This window comes from Brevibacillus sp. JNUCC-41, from assembly GCF_014844095.1.
In the GTDB taxonomy this organism is placed as follows: Bacteria; Bacillota; Bacilli; order Bacillales; family DSM-1321; genus Peribacillus; species Peribacillus aracenensis.
In genome coordinates, this window is record NZ_CP062163.1 from 3662007 (window position 1) to 3684564 (window position 22558).

Annotated in this window: 23 protein-coding genes and 3 pseudogenes; 15 read left to right on the plus strand and 11 right to left on the minus strand. The window is 35.8% G+C overall.

Going from position 1 to position 22558, the window contains the following annotated elements; genetic code table 11:
* Positions 1-117 precede the first annotated feature (117 nt).
* The gene (locus JNUCC41_RS17910; protein ID WP_192204162.1) at positions 118-531 is read left to right on the plus strand and encodes a hypothetical protein; all 414 of its coding nucleotides are present in this window, start codon (positions 118-120) and stop codon (positions 529-531) included.
* A 6-nt stretch (positions 532-537) separates the two neighbouring features.
* A complete protein-coding gene (locus JNUCC41_RS17915; protein WP_192204163.1) occupies positions 538-1047 on the plus strand; it encodes a hypothetical protein in 510 nt (169 codons plus the stop codon).
* Between the two features lie 334 nt (positions 1048-1381).
* Here the strand turns inward: JNUCC41_RS17915 and JNUCC41_RS17920 are convergent, their stop codons facing one another.
* Positions 1382-1717, minus strand: coding sequence for a hypothetical protein (locus tag JNUCC41_RS17920; RefSeq protein WP_192204164.1), 336 nt, complete (start codon positions 1715-1717; stop codon positions 1382-1384).
* A 227-nt stretch (positions 1718-1944) separates the two neighbouring features.
* Positions 1945-2271: a hypothetical protein gene (locus JNUCC41_RS17925; protein ID WP_192204165.1), complete on the minus strand. Its 327-nt coding sequence runs from the start codon at positions 2269-2271 to the stop codon at positions 1945-1947.
* Between the two features lie 795 nt (positions 2272-3066).
* On the opposite strand from JNUCC41_RS17925, the gene JNUCC41_RS17930 reads away from it, so the two are divergent.
* Together JNUCC41_RS17930 and JNUCC41_RS17935 are read left to right on the plus strand one after the other, a co-directional pair.
* A complete protein-coding gene (locus tag JNUCC41_RS17930; RefSeq protein ID WP_192204166.1) occupies positions 3067-3339 on the plus strand; it encodes a hypothetical protein in 273 nt (90 codons plus the stop codon).
* A gap of 226 nt (positions 3340-3565) precedes the next feature.
* The gene (locus tag JNUCC41_RS17935) at positions 3566-4525 is read left to right on the plus strand and encodes a hypothetical protein (protein WP_192204167.1); all 960 of its coding nucleotides are present in this window, start codon (positions 3566-3568) and stop codon (positions 4523-4525) included.
* A gap of 103 nt (positions 4526-4628) precedes the next feature.
* On the opposite strand, the gene JNUCC41_RS17940 is transcribed toward JNUCC41_RS17935, so the two are convergent.
* Positions 4629-5231, minus strand: a complete 603-nt coding sequence (locus tag JNUCC41_RS17940) for a VanZ family protein (protein WP_192204168.1) — start codon at positions 5229-5231, stop codon at positions 4629-4631.
* A 593-nt stretch (positions 5232-5824) separates the two neighbouring features.
* Between JNUCC41_RS17940 and JNUCC41_RS17945 the strand changes: the two genes are divergently transcribed.
* Positions 5825-6004 carry a hypothetical protein gene (locus JNUCC41_RS17945; RefSeq protein ID WP_192204169.1) on the plus strand — a complete coding sequence of 60 codons (180 nt, stop codon included), beginning with the start codon at positions 5825-5827 and terminating at the stop codon, positions 6002-6004.
* Positions 6005-6240: 236 nt separating this feature from the next.
* On the opposite strand, the gene JNUCC41_RS27315 is transcribed toward JNUCC41_RS17945, so the two are convergent.
* The 4 genes and pseudogenes from JNUCC41_RS27315 to JNUCC41_RS26795 form a co-directional block, all read right to left on the minus strand.
* Positions 6241-6507, minus strand: coding sequence for an SDR family NAD(P)-dependent oxidoreductase (locus JNUCC41_RS27315; protein ID WP_342615401.1), 267 nt, complete (start codon positions 6505-6507; stop codon positions 6241-6243).
* Positions 6504-6812: an SDR family NAD(P)-dependent oxidoreductase gene (locus tag JNUCC41_RS27320; protein ID WP_353618269.1), complete on the minus strand. Its 309-nt coding sequence runs from the start codon at positions 6810-6812 to the stop codon at positions 6504-6506. The genes JNUCC41_RS27315 and JNUCC41_RS27320 overlap by 4 nt, the downstream gene beginning before the upstream one ends.
* Positions 6784-6945, minus strand: coding sequence for an SDR family NAD(P)-dependent oxidoreductase (locus JNUCC41_RS27325; protein WP_342615403.1), 162 nt, complete (start codon positions 6943-6945; stop codon positions 6784-6786). The genes JNUCC41_RS27320 and JNUCC41_RS27325 overlap by 29 nt, the downstream gene beginning before the upstream one ends.
* A 297-nt stretch (positions 6946-7242) precedes the next feature.
* Positions 7243-7437 (minus strand): annotated as a pseudogene (locus JNUCC41_RS26795) (hypothetical protein); the annotation flags it as partial.
* A 159-nt stretch (positions 7438-7596) separates the two neighbouring features.
* Here JNUCC41_RS26795 and JNUCC41_RS17955 point away from each other — a divergent pair.
* Positions 7597-7812 carry a hypothetical protein gene (locus tag JNUCC41_RS17955; protein ID WP_192204170.1) on the plus strand — a complete coding sequence of 72 codons (216 nt, stop codon included), beginning with the start codon at positions 7597-7599 and terminating at the stop codon, positions 7810-7812.
* A 311-nt stretch (positions 7813-8123) separates the two neighbouring features.
* Here the strand turns inward: JNUCC41_RS17955 and JNUCC41_RS26800 are convergent.
* Together JNUCC41_RS26800 and JNUCC41_RS17960 are read right to left on the minus strand one after the other, a co-directional pair.
* A pseudogene (locus JNUCC41_RS26800) lies at positions 8124-8249 on the minus strand (FMN-binding negative transcriptional regulator); the annotation flags it as partial.
* A gap of 118 nt (positions 8250-8367) precedes the next feature.
* Positions 8368-9270, minus strand: a complete 903-nt coding sequence (locus JNUCC41_RS17960; RefSeq protein ID WP_192204171.1) for a DMT family transporter — start codon at positions 9268-9270, stop codon at positions 8368-8370.
* A gap of 158 nt (positions 9271-9428) precedes the next feature.
* Between JNUCC41_RS17960 and JNUCC41_RS17965 the strand changes: the two genes are divergently transcribed.
* From JNUCC41_RS17965 to JNUCC41_RS17980, 4 genes are all read left to right on the plus strand, one after another.
* A complete protein-coding gene (locus JNUCC41_RS17965) occupies positions 9429-10805 on the plus strand; it encodes an aminotransferase-like domain-containing protein (RefSeq protein WP_192204172.1) in 1377 nt (458 codons plus the stop codon).
* 428 nt (positions 10806-11233) lie between these two features.
* Positions 11234-11611 (plus strand): FAS1-like dehydratase domain-containing protein, encoded by a 378-nt coding sequence (locus JNUCC41_RS17970; protein ID WP_192204173.1) that lies wholly within the window; start codon positions 11234-11236, stop codon positions 11609-11611.
* A gap of 386 nt (positions 11612-11997) precedes the next feature.
* Positions 11998-13152, plus strand: a complete 1155-nt coding sequence (locus JNUCC41_RS17975) for an MFS transporter (RefSeq protein WP_192204174.1) — start codon at positions 11998-12000, stop codon at positions 13150-13152.
* Positions 13153-13524: 372 nt separating this feature from the next.
* Entirely contained in the window at positions 13525-13839 is a 315-nt protein-coding gene (locus JNUCC41_RS17980; RefSeq protein ID WP_192204175.1) for an MTH1187 family thiamine-binding protein, read from the plus strand.
* A gap of 370 nt (positions 13840-14209) precedes the next feature.
* Here the strand turns inward: JNUCC41_RS17980 and JNUCC41_RS17985 are convergent, their stop codons facing one another.
* Complete coding sequence (locus JNUCC41_RS17985; protein ID WP_192204176.1) at positions 14210-14662, minus strand: hypothetical protein; 453 nt, start codon at positions 14660-14662, stop codon at positions 14210-14212.
* A 421-nt stretch (positions 14663-15083) separates the two neighbouring features.
* On the opposite strand from JNUCC41_RS17985, the pseudogene JNUCC41_RS17990 reads away from it, so the two are divergent.
* The 3 genes and pseudogenes from JNUCC41_RS17990 to nhaC form a co-directional block, all read left to right on the plus strand.
* A pseudogene (locus tag JNUCC41_RS17990) lies at positions 15084-15651 on the plus strand (SDR family NAD(P)-dependent oxidoreductase); the annotation flags it as partial.
* A gap of 947 nt (positions 15652-16598) precedes the next feature.
* Entirely contained in the window at positions 16599-16775 is a 177-nt protein-coding gene (locus JNUCC41_RS27330) for a molybdopterin-dependent oxidoreductase (protein WP_353618270.1), read from the plus strand.
* Between the two features lie 831 nt (positions 16776-17606).
* On the plus strand, positions 17607-19028 hold the full coding sequence (gene nhaC, locus JNUCC41_RS18005; RefSeq protein ID WP_192204178.1) for a Na+/H+ antiporter NhaC: 1422 nt from the start codon (positions 17607-17609) through the stop codon (positions 19026-19028).
* A 94-nt stretch (positions 19029-19122) separates the two neighbouring features.
* On the opposite strand, the gene JNUCC41_RS18010 is transcribed toward nhaC, so the two are convergent.
* The gene (locus tag JNUCC41_RS18010) at positions 19123-20382 is read right to left on the minus strand and encodes a TroA family protein (protein ID WP_192204179.1); all 1260 of its coding nucleotides are present in this window, start codon (positions 20380-20382) and stop codon (positions 19123-19125) included.
* A 102-nt stretch (positions 20383-20484) separates the two neighbouring features.
* Here JNUCC41_RS18010 and JNUCC41_RS18015 point away from each other — a divergent pair, with 102 nt between their 5' ends.
* Complete coding sequence (locus tag JNUCC41_RS18015; protein ID WP_192204180.1) at positions 20485-21597, plus strand: mandelate racemase/muconate lactonizing enzyme family protein; 1113 nt, start codon at positions 20485-20487, stop codon at positions 21595-21597.
* Positions 21598-21611: 14 nt separating this feature from the next.
* Positions 21612-22325: a GNAT family N-acetyltransferase gene (locus JNUCC41_RS18020; RefSeq protein ID WP_192204181.1), complete on the plus strand. Its 714-nt coding sequence runs from the start codon at positions 21612-21614 to the stop codon at positions 22323-22325.
* The last annotated feature ends 233 nt before the right edge of the window (positions 22326-22558 follow it).

Genomic DNA, 22558 nt, shown 5'->3' on the forward strand with positions numbered 1-22558 from the left:
AATCAGACCTTTTATTTTTTGATTATAATCTTTTCAAATGAACCTTTTTATTTCCTTCTACATACATTATCTAAGCAAACAGCCCAAAGTTTTTCGGTAAATCCAGGAGGTATTCGTATGAGAAAAAATTTCAAGCAATACGGTCAAACTCTCCATTTAGTTGGAGGGAACTTAGTATATATTTCTAATATGATTTATCCTATTTATTCAAATGGAACTATTTCTAATTATCAACAATACTGTTTGGATATAAAAAATGCAATAAGTGTTAGTCAAAGCAGTATACAATCTCTTGAGACAATTTCTCCTCCGTATATTTTAGAAGAGGAACATGGATTATTGATCAAAGCATTTAAAGATATATTAATTTGTCTAAACAGTTTAATACTAAGAATTAAAAGTGTAACACCCGCAGAAATAAAAGAAGCTGATATTATGAATGAAATTTCTATATTAAAAGTTATTCAACAGGAATTAACTGAAACTACACTGGGTTTGATTGAAAAGCTAAATTCACAAACAAGAAGGTGAGATGTTTTGAACCTAGGACCTGATGAAAATAATATATTGTATTCCTTACCTACTAATACTGCGGATAAGATTGATTTTTTTGGTGAAATGATTGTAAACATAGGGAATATCATCACTGTTATCGGGATTGCTGTAGAGGCCCAAGAAGAGGCCCAAGAATTTGAAGAGATTGAAGAAGTTGAAGAGGGAGAAGGAGCTACTAAGAATCCAAATACCGCCAATGCAGGATCAGAGCATAATGCAGGCTTTATATTAGCATTGATTGGAAGCCTATTGGTGACTATTGGAGACATGGTATCTACAGGGGCTACTGCACTCGCAATTGAACAAACAGCTTTATTAGAGAAAAAAGCAGAACAAGAAGCAAAGGAACAAAGTAGAAAAATTAAAAAAATGGAAAAACAAATAAATACATTAACTCAGGATATGAAATCTTTACATTTGATTACCGAATCTCTAAAAAGAGAAGTGATCTTCTTACAAAATTTTATTTATCCCCATTTTTATCAACAGTGAATTTTGCAGTTATTAATATTAAATTCAGTAGGGCGGAGGCAATTATATATGAATAACGATATTTCCTAGATTGAAGAGGCGAATAACACCTTAATAGGAAGGGTGTTCACACTCGGAGGCACTGTTTTATTTCTTATTGGTTCATTTATTGCAGTGGTATTAGCCTTTCAAGCATTAATAAACTTATCCATAATTAAATAAATGTTTATGATGTATAATTTCACAATTAACTAGTTAGAATCGGCGCGTTGCTAATCTTTATGCAAACAAAAATCCCGGCTTTTAAATATCTTTACATTTACATTCGTTTTGATCTAAGTCACTAACTTTTTTCTCAATAAGTGTAGTATGAATAAAAATCTGGATATGGAGCATATCCGGGGGATCCATATTCACCAATTCCACCGTAAAAGGGCTCTGAAAGAAATGCACCAGCAAGTCCCCCTGCGAAAGGAAATCCATAGCTAATACCAATACCAACATAATCTCCAATGGGACCAGCATATCCAATACTACCAACCGGACCAACATGCCCAATACTACCAACATGTCCAACACCACCAATGTGCCCAACACCACCAATGTGTCCAACCCCTCCAATGGGACCAATACCACCTACAGTAATCCTCCTTAATTCAACTATATTTACACCTCCATTTAATTCAAACATTCCAAGTAATCTCTCCCCTATTTTTCAATTTGATTTAGAGTATGCAAAGGGAAGGAAGAAGTTTAGATTATTACCTAGGAATATCAACATTATTTATGTTTTATATTTCCTGTTACGAACCACATTTAACACATATACAATAACCCCTCTCAATGTGAGAAGGGCTTTTAAAGTAGATTATCTTTACAAATCCATTCGTTCTTGTAATTAGTCGCTTACTTTTTTTCTCAATAAGGGTAATATAAATATGGGTCAGGATATGGTGCATAGCCTGGATATGCATATCCATCATATCCGTATCCATCATATCCATATCCATAATACCCACCATAGCCGCCATAAAAAGGTCCTGAAAGCAAAGCTCCAGCAGCAAGACCACCTAAAAAAGGAAATCCAAACCCAAAAGGTCTCCCAAACCCAAAAGGCCTTCCAAACCCAAAAGGCCGTCTCCCGAACCCAAAAGGCCTTCCAAAACCTCCAAAGTGACCTCCAAAACCAATACGTCTTCTTAAATCATTTAAATTTATATCTTCATCTGTGTATATATAATCCATTTTTTGCGATTCCTCCTCTATTCTTTATTTGATTTAGAGTATGCAAAGAAAAGGATGATGATTAGGTTCATACCTAGGAATATGTACTGGGAAACTTCTACTCTGTAAAAAGTCTTGTTCCTTTTGAATGTAAGTAAACCTTGATGTTATGTTCATTGTTTTTCCTCACAATTAATAACGAATTGCTTTAATTTCTGCGTGATCTATTTCCTTAATCATATTACCCGGGAGTGAAGGAACTCCTAGGTCAATGTTGCTCTTATTGACAGATTGAACAGTAGTGGAGTCGTCAGAGATGCGTATTAATGCACCTAAACATTTATTATCATCTTCTGCAACCTGAATATCTGTCGCATCCGTATCACCTTTGTTGAGAATAAATCCGGTTACATTAACGCCTCCATCCCAAAAAGTAAATCATAGTGATGAAGAATTATAATGTAATACTTGAAAATCGAACGATTTAAAATTTTTATAAAAAGAGGAACATATGGATAAAGGAGGAATGTGTGTGTGTCGTAATATAATGATTTTCTTTTCCCTGTATTTTATAACTTCCTTTTTCTCTAATTCACAATCGTAAAAACCCCTTTTTTATTACCGGCAGTCTTTTAAGGAGCAATAGCAACTTTAGTTATATTAATTAGTTATCCTATATATTTTTATACGATAAAAAGATAAAATAACTAAAATATTCCTTTTTTAAAATGAAAAGGAATATTTTTTGCGTGTTTAATATATACTTAGTTTTTGTTAATAAAAGCCATTAAAGCTATTCTAGTTGAAAAAACATCAATGGTAATAGCTTTAGGTTCAGCAATTATAGTTTCTGCTACGGGGGCATGTGCAGCAGAAACTGAAGATCTGGTAAATTCACAAGAAAAATCATTTACTCAAGAACCAGACGGTACAGGTAGTTCCATTCTAGCGAAGAATAAAGTTAAAGGAAGGTTAGATGTACATTCCCCACCCTTGATGAGAACCTATGCAGTCGCTAAATCATCTGCGAACAGGTTGCAGGGTTATATTTACGCACAAGCTAAAACCTATAATGGTGATGTTCTTTAATCAAATCAAAATCTGCAAGTGCTACCAATGCGGACTATATTGAGTTAAAACAATGAACGGAACATTCTACTTCTTGAATGATTTCGCTTTGGGACTCATATTTTTAAACTTAAAGGTTATAAAACTATTGCTGGTCAAACAAAGGCATATTGATAATTGGTGATAGAAAAATAATGAAGAGATATAGCTCATTGCGTATCTCTTTTAATTAGGAGGAGATTGGTTTATGAAAAAATACTACATAGCAGCGTTATCTATTTTGCTATTGCTTGGAGTTTCTTACTGGTTTTTTTCTTCATCGCCACCTAAAGAAGTAAGCACTTCAGATATGGGGGAGGTTGAAGAAGAACGTGAAGTAATGAATGGGGCTGAGTATGGTTCGATTGGGTATGGGTTGGAAAATTTGAGTGGTAAAATTATTGATGAAGGAAGTACGCTTACTAGCACAGACAATGAAGTGTCAGTTATTGCCTCAGTAGACAACAATATTGATGAGGACAGAAGGTATGCACTACTTATTTTTGAAGATTATGAACAAGTAAAGTTTAAAGTTGAAAATAAGGGGCAGGACGTAAATAAGTATTTCTTTGATATGAAACCTAACAGCTCCTTAAACTTTAAAGTTTCTGTTCCCATTCGTTCGGATTCCAGTGAATTGACTTTTGTAATCGTGCAAAAGCCGGAGTATAAATTGAAGGAGCTCGATCTAGTTAGGGCAGGAATTTTAGAACAAGTTTTAAGTATGCGGTTTTCCATCAACCAAGCTGACAGCGGGAAAGACGTAAAAAAATTTAAGGAAGTAAAACCTGATGCGATTGTGAAAGATGGATTAAATGAAAATATATCCATCACAAATAGTCAGGAAAAGTTGCAATCAATTATGACCGAAAAAGAAGGCAAAAAGCTTAAGCTCTCTGCCGGAAATGAGACGAATGATCAAATCAGCTATGCAATCATAGCTTTAAAAGATTGGGAGCAAGTTCCGATAATAGATAACACAGAAGTCTTACATACCACTGTTCCACCAGAAACTAGAAATCTTTTTGATTTTAAACTACCCGAAGTCCAAAGAGAGAATAATTTCCAACTCATCGCCTTCCCGTTTCCTTATGAAGTAAATGCTGATAGTTATGAGAGTCAACAAACTTTTGGTTCCTTTAGAGTTGTTATTCAAGATAAAAAATAAGAGTGCATGCAATTCAGCTAAGACAGATATGAAAGAGGTTTATAATCTATTAAAGTAATGAAATAGATATTTGCCCACCAAATTCAGCAAAAAATTTAATCGATTATTGGTGAATGCTCGGAGTATGGCTGATTGGCCTTTCTTTTTGTTCTAATAGTAATTGCTTGTTTCTCAAGAATTTAAACAAGATTTTAAATATTAATAGCCCAATAATAGTGCCAAAACTATTCATTATAAGGTCATCAATGTCAAATGAACGGTAATTATAACCTATAAAAAATCCAGCTATTACTTGAACCACTTCTATAGTTAAACTAGTTAAGAATCCAATAAGGATAATCTGCTTTTTCTTTATTTTTGATAATAAAATTGAAGGTGCAAATCCTAATGGGATAAATAATAAAATATTTAAAGCATATTGCCTTATTACTGTTGAAAAATATCGAACCTCAATTGCTTCTTTGACTCCATTAAACGGAATTAAATTATTCTCTGATCCTAAATTATCTTCAATCATCACTTGAATTAAATAATTTTGATAAGGAAAAGGGAAGAAAGTGAAAACTACTAATCCAGTAAGATAAATACCAAAAATGATCCAATAAAAATAACGTAATAATGAGATATAACCTTTAAAAAATTTAAATCCAAAAAACAATCCAAAAAACGTAATCATAAGAATACTTGGATATAATCCATTCAACATAATAAAAAACTCCAAATCAAAAAATTATATTAATAACTTAAACTTCCTGAACCCTGAATTCTTACTCCTAGATAATTTTTATCTGCGCAGATACAAATAATAGAGTAACAAATACAAATAAAATGGTAAAATGTCCATTAGTTAATGATTTTTACCAATGATTATTCCATTGAAAGATTACAATTTGGATAAGTTTGTTTACAAGTATACAGATGGAACTGGTACACACAATAAAGGAGTTACCTCATCAAGCCTAAGTGCAGCAGGTTGGGCAAAGAAATTTGATTTAAAGGCAATAGGATCAAATGCAGCACCTAGAACCATAATGGCTACCAATCTTACCAAGTGAAAAAAGGTAATAAAAAATGATATCAGTGCCAACGCTTATGGGCATTATACACATGTTGAAGTTGGCATAACAGGGACGATCACAGTTGCAACTGGACATATTTCTGTCGGAGGAAACCCAAAGAAAAGTGACGAAAGTGTTCCGCTGATAACTTTTAAGTATTAATGGCTATGACTATTAATCTATTTGATTATTATAGATATTAATTATAATTAAGTGGAATCGTGTTGTAAGGAGTGTAACAATGAAACTTTTCTTGAATTTAGTGCTGGGTGTAGTTCTAAGTGTAGCAGTATTTTTTCTATTATTAACTGTTTTTAGCGAAGATGTTGGACCATTTTTCATTATAACTGTTTTAATTGGTCTTGTTTTAGGACTACAAATTTATATTCTTAGTAAAATAAAAAACATTAAAAGAGAATAATTACTACTCTAGGAATTCTAGAGATAACTAGAATCTCTAAAGAAACGTCTATCAAAGATAGGCGTTTTTAAATTGTAATATTCACCCGTAATTTGAATGAAAATTATCAGTTCATTTATGACTACATCGATAGTTGCTCAATAGGAAAGGAAATAGCACGAGCAATGCAGTCAACATCAATTGCGAATGGTTTCATCCCACATACCTAAACACTTAATATTTCTTAGACGGTATTGTTACCAATCTATTAGTTTTTCACCTCTGAAAAATTTTCCGTTTGGTCCCTCAGATCCGATTGTTGCTAACCATAAGAAAGACTCAGCGGCTTGCTTGGGTGTCGTTGGAACAGATGGTCCACCCATCTCTGAGCTTACCCATCCTGGATCGACGGCATTTATTTTAATATCACCTTTGACTTCTCCAGCAAGCAATTGTGTCAATCCGTTTAAGGCAAACTTAGACAGCTTATATGCCCCTACACCTGGATATGACAATTGGCTCATTTCGCCATATTCTGAGGAAACATTAATAATTCTGCCATAGCTTGTTTTTCCATGATGGGAATAAAGGAGCGGATTACATGGTAAACCCCAAAGAAATTGGTTTTCATTGTTTTCTCCAGAATGGAAGGGTCCATAGCCACTAACTTTTTATCTTCATCCAAATACACGCCTGCATTATTAATCAATACATCTAATCTTCCATATCGCTCATTTACAATGATCGCGGTCGAAAAATGCTTTCTTGATTGTCTACATCCATTACCAGAAATGATACCTCTACTCTGACTTCTTAAGTATATTGGCAATCTTATGACCCATTATTGGATCTCGACTTGTCAAGATGACCTTAAAACCTTCCAAAGCCAATTGTTTGACCACCTTATATCCAATTCCTCGATTACCGCCAGTGACAAGCGCAACTTTTGTATCCTTTGACATTTTCTAATTTCCTCCTTTTTTGCCTGCTAATCATAGGCAAGAGTAGATTATTGCACAATCTAGAAAAATGAAGGAATCAATCCCTATTCCCCGAAGAATCTTAAAGAAATCCATTTATCACAATTCGTAGTAATTATATTAGTTAAATGACTAAGTATAAGGGCTAGAGAAGGCTCTAATTCAAGGCAGAATTTTACAAATAATAATATTTTATTAAGCCATTTTGTATCGTAGATGAAGTGGGAGTGGGATAAAATTGGGGATTTTAATTAACATAGAGCAACCGATCCTTCAAACTTAATTTGTAGGATCGGTTGCTCTATTTATGGTATTTACTGTGTTTTTATGAATGTCTTCCGTTCCAGCCTCCAAGGAAGTTTTATAATAGTTACATTTAAGATTTATTAGTTCCATAGTTTTGTTCATTTCTACCAATTGTGCTTCTACAGCAGCTTTACGTTCTAAGAACATGTCATATCTTTGCTGTAAGGTAATATGGCTCATAGTTAAATGAGGGTGTAAAAGAGGAAATGACAGCCCGCCCTTATTTTATATATTTTACCAATTGAAAAACATCTATTATTTGGGGTGCTTTTCTTTGCAGGGAATTTGTCCCTTTTGTCAAATTAGTTAAACAAAGGGGATGAAAAAATGAATGATGATTATGAGAAAATCGGTATTTTATTATCCAATATGACAAACGAATTAGTGTCGAGTAGAGTAAGGATTAGAGCTATAGTAGAATTACTGGATGAAAAAGGACTAATAACCCGCGAAGAGTACGAAGATAGGTTTAAAAATGTTTTTGAACGAGATGCAATTTCATATAGAAATGATCTATTGAAAGAATTTAAATTTGATGAATAAGAGGAGAAGGCATCCATTAATTTGGGTGCTTTTTCGGGGTGAGAACGATGATCCATGATGAGAAAAAGAAACCGGTTAAGAAGCCAGTGAAGCTAAGAAGTAGAGATCTGGAAGGCCAATGAATATGAAAGCTTTTACAAATAAGTATTTTACAATATGAAATTTAAGCCAGAAGATTCCTAATGTGCAAAAAGGAAAAGAGTGTTAATCCTTATGTGATCAACACGCCCGTTAGTGCAGTAACACTCATGTTATTTTCTTAGATTTGATTTCATTAATAGTGAAATCTGTTGCTTATTCGTATTTGAAATTTATTCCAGTTGATTAACAATTAACTTTTGTCTTTGCAATCGATGATTTTGACTTAACTTAGCTTTCGCTTTTATTTTGTTGATTTTTATTTTGCATCCTTGAACTCCTTTGTTCATACCAGCGAAAAACAATGCAGGCCATGAAAAATTACTAAGACGGTTTGGTTTTTGATGTCTTTCCAAGTTAAGTCTATATTCTTCTCATCTATAAAATTTAGTCTTCTAAAAGCTAACTTTCATTGAGTTAGCTTTTCTCTGATACAGTTCCGTTTTTTGATATGGGAGCATTTTTGCCTAATATAACAGAAAAGACAACAATCACTGCTATTACAAGAGTGAAAATTGTAATGGATTCATCTAGAAATACTGTTGCAAATAGAATCATCAAAAATGGTTGTAAATATTGAATCTGACTAACTCTTGCTATCCCGCCCAAAGCCATTCCGCTATACCAAGCAACATATGCTAGAAATTGACTAACCACTGCGAGATAAATAAAACTAATCCAAGCTTGTATTGGGGCATGAAGCATTTCAGTTGTCAGATTCAGCCCAACTGGAATAATGAAAAATGGAGCACCGATCATAATTGCCCATGCAATCACTTGCCAGCTACCTAATTCTTTCGCTAATTCTCCCCCTTCTGCGTAACTAAGTCCCAGAATGATCACTGCTGCCAGTAAAGCTAAATCGGCAAATTGCAACTGCCCGAATCCAAGATGAAGGGCATACATAATTACCGCTAAAGAGCTGATCATACTAGAAATCCAGAATTTGAGAGATGGGAATTCACCTGCCCTAAATATAGCAAATCCGGCTGTCGCTAACGGTAACAGAGCTAATTCCACAGCTCCATGAGAAACAGGTAAGGATTCCATTGCCCAAGAAGTGAGGAGAGGAAATCCTAAAACTGCACCAAAAGCAACAATGAGTAGGCGTTTGAATTGGTGAAGAGAAGGTAGCTTTTCCTTTCGAACAATTAGTACAACGGCTACTAAAATAGCGGCTACAACTGTTCTTCCTAAACCAACGATCGTAGTCCCAAAATATTCTACTGCAATACTTGTAGAAGGGAGTGTTAAGCTAAAACAAATGACCCCCACTAATCCTAAAAATAATCCGAATTTTTCTCTTGTTACTCCCCGCATCTTCTCTAGCCCCCCATTTATACTTTCTACCCATCTGTACCGTTTTTTTACTTATCTTAAAAACAGTTTTGATATAATTAACATACTATGATTCCATTCAATAAAAATAAACCATTTTTTTACCTATCTGTCCTGGTACAGTTGGAGGGGGGCATTAAATGAATTCAAAATATATGAAGATAATCGAAGACATTAAGCTTCGATTAGAAGATGGTTCGCTAATTGCAGGCAGTAAACTGCCTTCTGTTCGTCAGTTATCTGAGTATTTTTCATGTAGCAAAAATACGGTCATTAAAGCATACGTAGAACTTGAAAAAGAGCATTTAATTTATTCTGTTCCTAAAAGCGGCTACTATGTTGTGAATGAATACCAAAAAGCGCCGGAAGAAAATGAGGTAATTGATTTTTTGTCTGCCGGTCCAGATAAAAATGTTATGCCTTATGTGGAATTTCAACATTGTATAAATCAAGCAATTGAACATTATAAAGAAGAGCTTTTTACATACTCTGATCAACAAGGTCTTTACTCACTACGAGTACAGTTGGTGAAATATCTGCAAAATTTACAGGTTTTCACTCAACCAGAAAGATTAGTCGTTGTATCTGGCTCCCAGCAAGCACTTAATTTATTGGTTTCTATGCCATTTCCAAATGGGAAAAACAATATTCTAATTGAACAGCCTACTTATTTCGGATTCATTGAGTCAATCAATCTGCATCAAACTACTACTTTTGGAATTGAATTATCAATGGAAGGGATTGATCTTGATCGTCTGGAATACATTTTTCGAAATAATGATATAAAATTTTTCTATATTATCCCGAGATTTCACAATCCACTAGGCCATTGTTATACGAATAGCGAAAAGAAAAAAATCGTGGAGTTAGCTGAAAAATACGATGTATATATAGTGGAGGATGATATATTAGGAGACCTTGATCCAAATCCAAAATCAGATCCATTATTTTCTTTTGATCCTTCTGGGAGAGTGATCTATATTAAAAGCCTTTCGAAAATTTTTCTCCCTGGGTTAAGAATTGGTACTGTCGTTCTTCCTGAATTAATGATTAACAATTTCATACGATATAAATTCAGTACGGATTTTAATAGTTCAGCTCTTTCTCAAGGTGCGCTGGAAATCTATTTAAAAAGCGGTATGTTTAATAGCCATCTCAAAAAAGTTAAAGAGCTTTATAGGAATAAAATGCAAATCCTTCAAGAAGCATGTCAATTATTTCTGCCGGCCAATACTTCTTTTTCAAAACCGACTTCCGGATTCTATCTTTCCATCAGTTTGCCCGAAAATGTGAAAGCAAAACAGGTGGTCCATATGCTAAGCGAGCAGTATATATATGTTGATGATGCATCAAGGATGTTTTTAGCAGAATATAAAAAGGAAAATCTCGTTCGATTGTGCATCTCACAAGTGAACGAGAGTCAAATTAAACTAGGGGTAGAGCGATTGGCTCACTGTATTGCTTTAATTGACAGTAGAAAAAAACATGTTACTCCAAATAACTTTTTACTCATATAGTATGGGTAAGTTTTTATAGTGGTCAGCATCTGAGGATTATAAGGATTTCCAAGCATTTATCAAAACGGTTGAGTATGCAACATGGAAATTGAGCAATGTTCTATTTGAATCATCATGATATGTTTTCTGTGAAGTTATCCTAATAATCCTGCAATAATATACTATATACCAATTGATTTTAAGATGAAATATAAGGGTTACTTGAAAGGAGTATTCCTCATGAATATTACATCTTTTTTAATTTACTGCTTTATTGTTTTAAAAGCGTATATGGAATAACGGCGTTTGAATATATGTCACATTTAAAAGAAAAGGGGTAAATATTCCAGCATTTTAAATGATTCCACACTACATTACCAAAATATAATGACGGCAATCGTGTAAGTCTATACGATTAAATTAGGATAAAAATAAAAGGGGGAATACAGTTGTCTTTAAACGTAGGGGATATTATTACATTTGAACGGACTTTCACTAAAGAGGATGTTGAATTGTTCACAAAAGTATCATGGGATGAGGCGATTCACCATATTACTCCCGATGAACAGGGAAGACTTGTTATTCAAGGGTTGTTGACTGCTTGTTTACCAACAAAAGTTGGTGGAGAAAACAATGTACTGGCTCGTACTATGAATTTTGAGTTCATTAAACCAGTTTTTACAGGAGATACAATAGTATGTGAAGTAACGATCGAAAAATTTGAAAAGAAAGATAATGGTAGAATATCTATTTTGGCAACTTTCCTATGCACAAATCAGAATGCGGAACATGTATTAAGAGGAAGCTTTGCGGGAGTAATAGTATAAACTAATATATATAGAATTGCTTCTATAGCCTCTAACCCGCCGATAGCGGAAAGAAAAGATCATTCTTTATGAGGTTGCTTGTGGCTTTTAATGAGTTTTAGTAATTTTAAAGCATCCTGTCGAGGATGTTTTTTTATTGGAATAAATACACAATGATAAAGACTGTGATGTTAATCCTGTAGAATGACAACAAAGTCATATAAATAAAGCTGTTTAAAAATTAGCTTGTTTATAAGGAGAGGTTCTGATATGATTGTTTGATAAATTTTTTAAGGGGTTTAGAGAGGGTGAGTCAATTGACTAAAAACCTTAGACAATTGAAAAATGTTTCGGTGTTCCAAACGCTTCTAACTTAGAAAAATAATTTAGAAGCGAGGAATAATTATATGAAAAATCAAAGAATCTTTACTATATCATTTCTTTTTTTATTTATAAGCAACTTTTTAGTTTTTATTGGGTTTGAAATGTTGCTGCCTATTTTGCCTGCCTATTTGTTAAGCATGAATGCATCTTCCATTCAGGTAGGTCTAGTCACATCATTATTTACGATAGGTGCTGTTTTAATCAGGCCTTTTGTAGGTTACTATTTAATTGATAACCAGAGGAAAAGTCTGGCCATTTGTGCAAGTGCAGCTTTAATGATCATTACAATACTATATCCGTATCTTAATATTATATGGCTTATTCTATTGTTACGGCTTTTCCATGGTGCTGCTTGGGGGGTATCAACCACAGCTAATAGCACAATAGTAGTGGATTTGATTCCTAAGACACGCTTAGGAGAAGGGATAGGGTATTTTTCTATATCCACAACGGTCGGAGCTATCGTTGCACCGAGTATAGGTATCCTTATCTATGACTCTTTTTCCTTCGATATTTTGATATGGTCATCAGCAGTATTGAGCTTATTGGCGGTAATTGCGCTTCAATTTGTATATTCACCTACTAATGTAAAGCGTAAGAAGAAACCATTTCGCTTTTTGGATATGATTTTTGAAAAAGACGTATGGTTCCCAGCATTACTTACCGTTATTACAACACTAGGTTTTGGGGCTATCATTACATTCTTGGTTCTTTTTGGTAAACAAAAGGGAGTAGATCATATTTTTCTATTCTTCCTTATCAATGCAACTGTATCAACTTTACTACGGCCGTTTACAGGAAAATGGTATGACAAAAAAGGACCTTGGTCTATTATCATTATCTCAGCTATGTTAGGATTTTTGTCACTTTTTATCCTGTCTTATACGACAAATCATATTCAACTTATCATTGCGGCGATTTTATTTGGGGCAGGTTATGGCACTGTTATGCCATGTTTACAAACGTGGACTGTTCAAAAAGTAAGAGAAGAAAAAAGGGGTGCAGCCAACGCAACCTTTTTTTCCAGCTTTGATGTTGGTGTTGGAATTAGCGCATTTGTATTAGGCATTTTAGCTGAATGGATTAGTTTAGAGATGATCTTCAGGTTTGTTAGTCTAAGTTTTATTGTTGTTGCAGTTTTAGTCTATAAGGATTATATAAATAAAAGTAAGGCATAAATAAATCGAACTAATACAAATCCACCTCTATTTTAATAGAGGTGGATTTGTTTGCTGGAATTATAATACCAATACGGCTATAACTGGAATGCATCTAGTTCCACTCGTAAGCACATAAGGGATGTATTAAAAAGGCAGCTAATGACCTAGTCAGCAGGACAAGTGTTAAAAATCAACGATTCTTTTTTTGACCGATTCTACAGTAATTTTCTTGCCAGCAGAAGTGCTTTGATTTGCGAATCTCAAGCTTCAAAGCTCATATCAAATTTCCCAGGTGCGAAGTTTAAGTTATAATAGTTAAAAACATCCGTCTATATAAGATGGATGATGTAAGCTTCTTGATTAATACATAAAAAGGATTGGTGAATAAGAATGGCAATAGTTGATGTAACGGTTATTCCTGTTGGTACACAAACTCCAAGTGTCAGCAGTTATGTGGCAGATATTCAAAGAGTATTAAAGCAATATGAAGAAAAGGGAGAAATCCGTTTTCAACTGACTCCCATGAATACAATCATTGAAGGCGACCTGCCTAAGTTGTTTGAAGTGATCCAAGCGATGCACGAAGTACCTTTTGAAAAAGGTCTTGCTAGAGTTTGTACGAATATCCGAATCGATGACCGTCGTGATAAAGAACGCAAAATGGAAGACAAAGTAAAGCGAGTGAAGGGCATGCTTGAGGAATAGTGAAATGTATAAAATGGCATAAGGTCAAGAAAATAGTTCAATTATACAAACACCTCGATTTTCGTCGATATAGTGCCGACGGAGATATATCTTGAATTTCGCAGATATATTGTGTTTTTCGGAGATATATCCTGAATTTCGTAAATATAGTGCTGTTCTTCTGAGATATTTCCCTAGTTTTGTGTGATTTTCAATTCAATGTAAATTTATTGATGGCTTTGAAGCCTTGGTATTACTGATTTATCAGTTCCCAAGGCTTTTTTTATTTGAAAGGAAGATTTCATACATTTGCATATTATATTTTGCATAGGTGATTAGGTCGTGATAAAAATAAGGTTCCAAAAAAGATACAAACAGTTGTCTAGATAATTTATAAACGTTCGCCATAAAGTTCTTTTTCTTCATTCGGATGAAAAAGAGTGAATCCTTTTGAACAAAAAACAAACCTTCTATCTATCTCGAATCCAGCCTTGTTCAAAATTTCAACAGTTCCGTTCGCACCAGTGCCAGCATACCCGCAACTACAACCCGATAGGTGTAGCTCATTTCCTTTTTTGTCTATAAGGATGAGATCACTATCGAGCAAAAGATTGTCTTTATTCATTTCTTTAACAATTTTCGCAATTTTAAAACGGTCAAAATGATGTTTAACTGCTTCGAATAACTCAATACTTTTATTAGTGATACCGCGGTCTTCACCGTAATCTTTTATGACGAATACTTCCCGATTGTATGGTTTCTTATATAGATTGTACTTTTGGTAAGTGACGTCATTAGTTTTATAAATAAGTGGACTATTACTTTCCAGTTTTTGATTAAACATTATACCCCTCCTAAATAGTTAGTTTATTAATTTTATTAGGAGAAAAAGAGATTAGTACCAAGAACGTGTTAAGAGGGCGAAATTTTTTCATTTTTGATACTCGTTTAATTGATATGGATGGGGCTGGTAGGAGGAAGTGAAATGGTGAAGTCAAATTAAAAAGCACCAAAATAGGTGCTTCCTAGTTATATATCTTCTTAAAGTAATGAACAAACATAATGTTCATGATAATTTCGACTATAGCATTAATGCCTACATCAATAATATTAGTTTCCTCAAGTGAATGATAAGGGGCAAATAAGACAATATAAATAGAGCCAAGGATAGTTAAATGTATGGTCCATAAGCTGTTACGTATAAATAGTGGTATATTAAGCCGAAAAAGGGCAAGAAGAAATCTAATTCTTTCCTACTTCTCTTCACTAGCGTAACAAATGCAAGTGAAAGTAACTTATTTCTAGCCCCTGCTCATAGGGCTAGAGAGGAAGCTATTTTAAAAACTGGTATTCCATACTCGTTTTTACGAAACAATTGGTATTTTGAAAATGAAATGGGGAGTATACAAGGTATGATGGCAAGAGCACCTTGGATTACATCTGCAGGAACAGGAAAGGTGGGCTGGGCACTTCAACAAGATTATGCGGAGGCAGCAGCAAATGTCTTAACCGGGAGCGGACATGAGAATACTGTATACGAGCTTTCCGACAAGCTTATGACTCAAGAGGAATTAACATCTGCTCTTGGAACTGTATTAGGAAAAGAAGTACCTGTACAACAAGTCGATGATGCGACGTATACCGATATTATGAAAGGTGCAGAGGTGCCGGAAACCTACATTTTCTATGCTCGTGAACATGCAAAAAGGCATTAGGGATGGTGAATTAGAAATACCGAGTAATGATTTGGAAATAATATTACTTGGTCGCCCTTCTACACCAAACGAGGCTTTGAGCCAAATTATTATTCAGAGCATCCAAACAGGAAAGTGAGTTTAATCAAAAAGGCCTCCTCATATTTAAGAAGCTTGTTATGCCCGATACTAACAGAAAGCAGTTTTATTAAATAAGTAAGTCATGATCCAGAGAATATGACAAGCCATCATTGTCATACCCTTTACCAATTCGTTATTTATGTAGTAAAAGGCTCAACAATTAAAAGGTTTTTAATCCTAGATCTAATTATTGGATCAGGAATTTTTTATGTGGTCAAATTCATTTCTTCAAGCTTATTAATTGCGAGTGCGAGCAGTTTAATTGGAACAGAAGGAATTAAAAAGGCACCGAAAGTTCTAAAAAATGCAATTGGGTTAATAACATAAGGACTAATTCATTCCACAAAATGGAGTGTTGTTTAACAAGAAGTAAAAGGAGAATGCATATTATAAACGTCCGATATGTATTCACCTTTTTATTCATTGGTGGTAGGATTGTAGGCTTCGTATTGTAAGTCCTTATCTTGAGATAGTAAACTTACAATAACTTTTTCGATAGCTGGCTTTTGTTAATAACCTACATAATGCTGTCCTGGTGCCGACATAATTGATTTACTACCCTGGTTCACTTTGATTCGGACCTTGGAAAAGCTGCTGAGTCGGCTCTATAAATTCCAAAGAATGCGTGGGATTCTGCTGATAAGAAGCAGGTAAAGTGAAGCTCAAAATAAATCAATAACCTAATTAAGCTGTAACAAACGTATACATCTAAATGATTCATTTTCATCAGGGGGAATTATTACAAATCCTCATAAAGTGAAACATTATTTATTGACTCGTAGTTTGCTGCCGGAAAACCAGGAGACACCGGTTCAATTTATCAATAATGATAGTATGTAAAACCACTTATTTTATAGAAGGAACCACTTTTCTTATCTGCCTCTTTCTTATTCAACCTATTGGCTACCTATAAATGATTTAGTATCCGCTCCTTTACTCCTGTCCATGCAAGACATTCTTCAATACCCATCTAAAACGCTGGAAGTTGTCCTTGAATGCTCGGGGAACAAGCGTAATCTATTCGAAACTAAAATATTTGGGGAACAATGGGGAAAGGGAGCTATTGGCCAAGGTAGGTGGAAAGATGTACCATTAGGACCTTACTTGAACTATCTGGACTAGGGTAAAAGAATTTGTCGTGGAGGGTTATGATTACGGAAATAGGACCGATCTAGATGAGGCTTACACCTACACCAGGAGTTTGCCTGTCGAGAAAGCACTGCATCCGGATACCATTATTGCATATGAGTATAATAATCGGTGAATTCCATTTAATAATGGTTATCCACTGAGGTTAATAGTTCCGTAGTGGTCTTTGAATTTAATTTAAGGAAAAGAAAACGGCTGAAAAGAGTTTTGTTACCCTGGTAGTTGTAATCAAGAAGAAATATAAGTTATCCAATCGAGACCAGGGATAGAATCAGCCCTGATTATCTTTGAAATTGGTTAAATCGATTGAGTTAATCCATGAAAAGAAAAATTAAAAGTAAACGTCGGCCAAAGAGTTGCTCGTTTCCTGTATAAATAAAATCCTTCATTGGATATCCGTGAAATAAAATGAGAAAAGTCGTTCGGGGATTTAGCCAAATAACGGTTTTGTGATTCAGAGAAAGACCCTTCCAAAAGAGTTATGGAGGGTTATTTGGCATGGCCAAATAAGTACTGAAAAAGGAAATGCATCTTATTTAGGTTGGGATGGGTGGTTGCCATTTGGTGTTTTTTCTTTTAGTCAAGGGAAAGTCTTGGACTACAGTTGTTACTGTAGTTTTTTTAGTAACTGTAATGGATTTCTAATGCTTTGTTAAAGAGAGCTAACTTTCAAAATATTAATTGACGGTTATTCGTAGAAATATTATGATAATTCTATTAACGACTATTTAGCGACGAGTCATTTGTTTTTAAATAGTCATCAAATAATAGAGTCATGAAAATTAATCACAAAGGGGATGCTTTATGAAAAAAGAAATGTCATTCGGTGTTGCAATAATACCGCTCTTCGTCATGATCGTAATGATGGCAATTACGGTGGTCTGGCTGGAACAGGGTCCGCATATTCCACTTATTGTAGGCACATCAGCTGCGGCTATTGTTGCTTGGAGTTCAGGTTATAAGTGGAACGAAATAGAAGAGTCTATGTACAAGGGAATACGTCTCGCCCTGCCAGCAGTTGTCATCATTATTCTAGTAGGGATGACAATCGGGGCTTGGATGGGCGGAGGAATTGTTGCCACCATGATATATTATGGTCTTAAAATCCTCACTCCTTCATTTTTTCTTGTTAGCATCTCCGTTATTTGTGCAGTGGTATCATTGGCAATCGGCAGTTCTTGGTCAACGATGGGGACAATCGGTGTTGCTGGGATGGGGATTGGTCTAAGTATGGGAATACCAGCACCAATGATTGCGGGGGCTATTATTTCAGGCTCATATTTTGGTGACAAAATGTCACCGCTTTCAGACACGACCAATCTTGCATCCGGACTTACAGGGACAGATTTATTCGTACATATTCGCCATATGCTTTACACGACGATTCCAGGATTTATCATTGCCTTGGTTATATACGCCATTCTTGGGAAGGATTTTGGTAAAGGAGATATGAATGCTGAGAATATTGAACAAACGATGCGTGTATTGCAGGATAGCTTTGTCATTTCTCCGTTTCTATTGATCATTCCGTTAATCGTCATTATTCTAGTTGCTAAAAAAGTTCCAGCCATTCCGGCGTTGATTATAGGGGTATTGCTCGGCTTCTTATCACAAATTTTCATTCAAGGAGGCAACATGGCTGATGCAATAGCAGCATTGCAAAGCGGCTTCGTGATTGATACGGGCAATAATATGGTCGACAAGCTGTTTAACGGCGGCGGATTGGATTCAATGATGTACACAGTGTCCATGACGATTGTTGCAATGACATTTGGTGGAATCCTTGAAAACACAGGCATGCTTCAAGCAATCGTAAAGCAAATATTAAGATTCGCAAAAACATCGAGAAGCGTCGTTGCATCAACAGTTTTATCATGTTTTGCGACGAATGTAACATGCTCAGAACAATATATTTCCATCGTCATTCCTTCACGTATGTATGTAAAAGCTTACCGAGATAAAGGACTTCATTCGAAGAACCTATCCCGTGCACTTGAGGATGGAGGAACATTGACTTCAGTATTTGTTCCTTGGAATACTTGCGGAGTATTTATCCTTGCAACACTTGGTGTGCATGCATTCGATTATGCACCATATGCGATTCTGAATTTCATCATCCCAGTTATTTCTATCATTTATGCGATGACTGGCTTTACCATTACGAAATTGACAGAAGCCGAAATTCAGAATATCAAGAAAGAAGAGGAAGCAACTTTACCTATATGAACAACTTGCCAAATTTAAATATGACCTGCAATAAAGCAAGAGACCTCTAGCGAAGAAAGGTTCCTTCCAAAAGAACCTTTCTTTACATTTAAATCTAGTATACTGGCAAATTAAGTTCATAAACAGCTCTGGGGCGTCCCTTCGAATAGGTCATTTCTTCGCCGACGATGGTGACATGCCCATGATCGGATAGCTTTTTTAAAATTCTTTCTGTAGTACGGCGGGTCACCTGTAAATAATCCTCTAGTTCAGCAGCCGTGAATTGGACGGATTGGCGGGAATGACTGAACTGGATGATTTTAGATATGTTTGCAGGACTCAATTTTGTCTGTTTGGCAACCTGAAGTAGTTCGGGATGATCGTTTTTCAAGCGTTGCTGTTTGGTTTGCTGTGGAAACGGTCCAAGCAAATCTTTGTCTTCCGTGAGAATGTATCCGCATTTGTACTCACTATGTTTTTCAGCAAATCCGAGGGCAATCTTTGCATGACGATCGGCATCCATAATGGTTGAACCATATCCGAAACCAACTTTACTCTTCTTCTTGAATTTGTCAAAAAAATAATTCAGGCCGTTTTTCTTTATTAACGATTCGATTTCACCACGAGTGCTGTACAGGATGAAGTGGAAGTCTTCAAGAAGCTGGACCGAGGCTTGTATTTCATGTGCTAAACCATCTACCAGTTCATGAGCGTTCACTTCATCCGATATGACATAGCAAACGGCAATCTGTGAAGATCTGCTTTTAATTAGTTCTGTATTGGCTTTAATATCCTGCAGCGCATTAAAGATGGAGCTTCGAGGATCAACCATGCGCATGGCAGGTACCCCAATAAGTTGCAGTTGATCAAATACAGAATGGATGCTTGTTAATGCAAGATCAATGAAACCCTCCTTCCAAAGTTCATGATGGTAAGAAGTGATCAGTGAAATATCAAATGAGTCATTCAGCATCTCCTGATAATCCATGATATAACTCGGGTCCATCTCGATTTCGAGGTCAGTTAATACGTTCTTTACGATCAAGGCGTTACTAACATCGATGGAAATTCGATGTGGAGAGATTTTTTTATGATAAAGCACGGATAGTATGGAAGAAGCGACCGACATTTCATCTTGTTCTAAATAAAAAGAAGGAATCGGAAGGTGCTCATGATATTTTTTTGAAAAGTAGTATGGCAACGCCCCGGAGAACAATACAGCATCACACGGCTTGAGTTTCTTAACAAGGATACCTGCCTCAGTAGGTTTCTCATATACATAGGCGTCGAAATCAATTCCAGCAATTTCGGATGTGATGGATTCAATTCTTTCGATAAATTCAGTGGAACCAATGACAGCAATTCTTGTATTCATTGTTAACCTCCAAGTGAAACAGCTAATGTATTAAATAACGGATTATTAACGACAACTATATCAAACTCGTACAATCTTGTGAATCGAAAGGGAGTAATAGAAATGAAAATTACAGCGATCCACCTATATGCAATCCATCTGCCTCTTAAAGAGCCCTTTGTGGTTAGTTACCATACTTACGAATTTATGCCATCGATCATTGTCAAAATTGAGACGGATGAAGGATTTGTTGGGTACGGGGAAGGTGTGGCAGACGAACATGTGACTGGTGAGATTCTGGAAGGGACCTACCAGGTGTTGAAAAATACGTTGGGACCCATACTGTTAGGCAAGAATCCATTTGAAATCGAAAGGCTTCATGATTTGATGGACAAAGCGATTTATGGAGCTCCTACAGCTAAGGCGGCCATTGACATTGCTTGCTTTGATATCATGGGAAAGAAGCTGGGGCAGCCAGTCTACCAGCTAATCGGGGGACGTTATCATGATGAGTTTCCAATTACCCATGTCTTAAGTATAGCTCCTCCTGAAAAAATGGCCGAAGAAGCGGCAGTTATGGTCGAGCAGGGCTATCAGTCATTTAAAATGAAGGTTGGCACCAATGTCAGTGAAGATGTGGCACGCATACAAGCTGTCCGCGACCGTGTAGGTGGTGATAGTATCGCTATACGTGCAGATGTTAATCAAGGATGGCGGAACAGTGCGGTAACTCTTGTAGCGATTGATCAATTGCTTGAATGCCAGCTTGATTGGCTTGAACAACCGGTAGCTGCCGATGACATCGATGGGATGGTTGAAATAAAATCGAAGTCTACGATTCCGCTGATGATTGATGAGGGATTGAAGGGTACACGGGAAATGCGCGAAATTATCCAGAAACGAGCAGCTGATAAATTGAATATTAAACTGATGAAATGCGGTGGTATATATCAGGCAATAAAGCTAGCCCACCAAGCAGAGCTTGCTGGGTTAGAATGTCAGATTGGCTCAATGGTAGAATCATCCATTGGTTCTGCAGCTGGCTTCCATGTTGCATTTTCAAAAAAGGTGATCACAAGCGTGGAACTCACTGGTCCATTGAAATTCTCCAAGGATGTAGGGAATCTTTATTATGATGTCCCATATATTAGGTTGAATGAAAAACCAGGATTAGGTGTAGAGATAAATGAAGAAACGCTAGTTGAATTAACAGTTTTTCAGGATGTCATCCAATAAAAGGGGGAGCAACTTTGGAATTGATTTATGAGGGTACCATCAGTAAGGATAAAAATCATAAACGCTATGAGGTCAGAAAATTAGTGTTGGAGGATTTAACCGATATTTTACAAGTTCAAGTACAGGTCGTTCACCATTTGACCGATAAAGGTGTACTTCAACCGCTTACTAAGGAAGAGTTTCAATATATTCTAGAAGGAAATGGGCTCATGATTGGAGCGTTCGTTGGTGAGGAACTCATTGCATTCCGGGCGTTGCTGGCTCCGCCTATTGATGAGGAACATCTAGGGAGAGATTTTGGAATGATGGAATACGAGCTGTCGGAAGTGATTTATCAGGAAATTTCAAACGTACTGCCTGCATACAGGGGAAACAAACTGCAACAAACACTTGCAACGTTGATCATGAAGGATTTGAACAAGCAGGAGTCGCCTTACCGATATGTATGCTGTACAGTTGCGCCTTTTAACATTCCCAGTTTAAAAGATAAATTTGCCCAAGGAATGGAAATTGTGGCGTTAAAAGAGAAATATGGCGGGCAATTGCGTTATATATTTGTCAAGGAATTGTCTGAAGTGGACGCATCTCCATGGCAGGAAATCCAGATCATTGAGATGAATGATATAGCATCCCAGCAAGGAATTATCGCAAATGGTTGGCGTGGATTTAAAATGGAAGAACAGGAAGGAAAACAGTTAGTCTTTTATGGTAGTAGGCATACGATTTAAATTTTAAAGATGTTTATCCTTGCAGTACTGGCATGATCGTAAGTGGTTTTGCCATGCCGAAAATGCTGATGGAGATAGATGTTGAAATTATGATTGCTGAAAGAAGCAATGAAAATTAATAGGTTAACGCTTTCAGCAAACCCATGAAACGTAAAGGTTTGCGTTTTATGCCTGTAATGGATGTACCCCCTAGGGGGAAGGCCCATATGCTGAAAGTATGTAATTTAATTGTT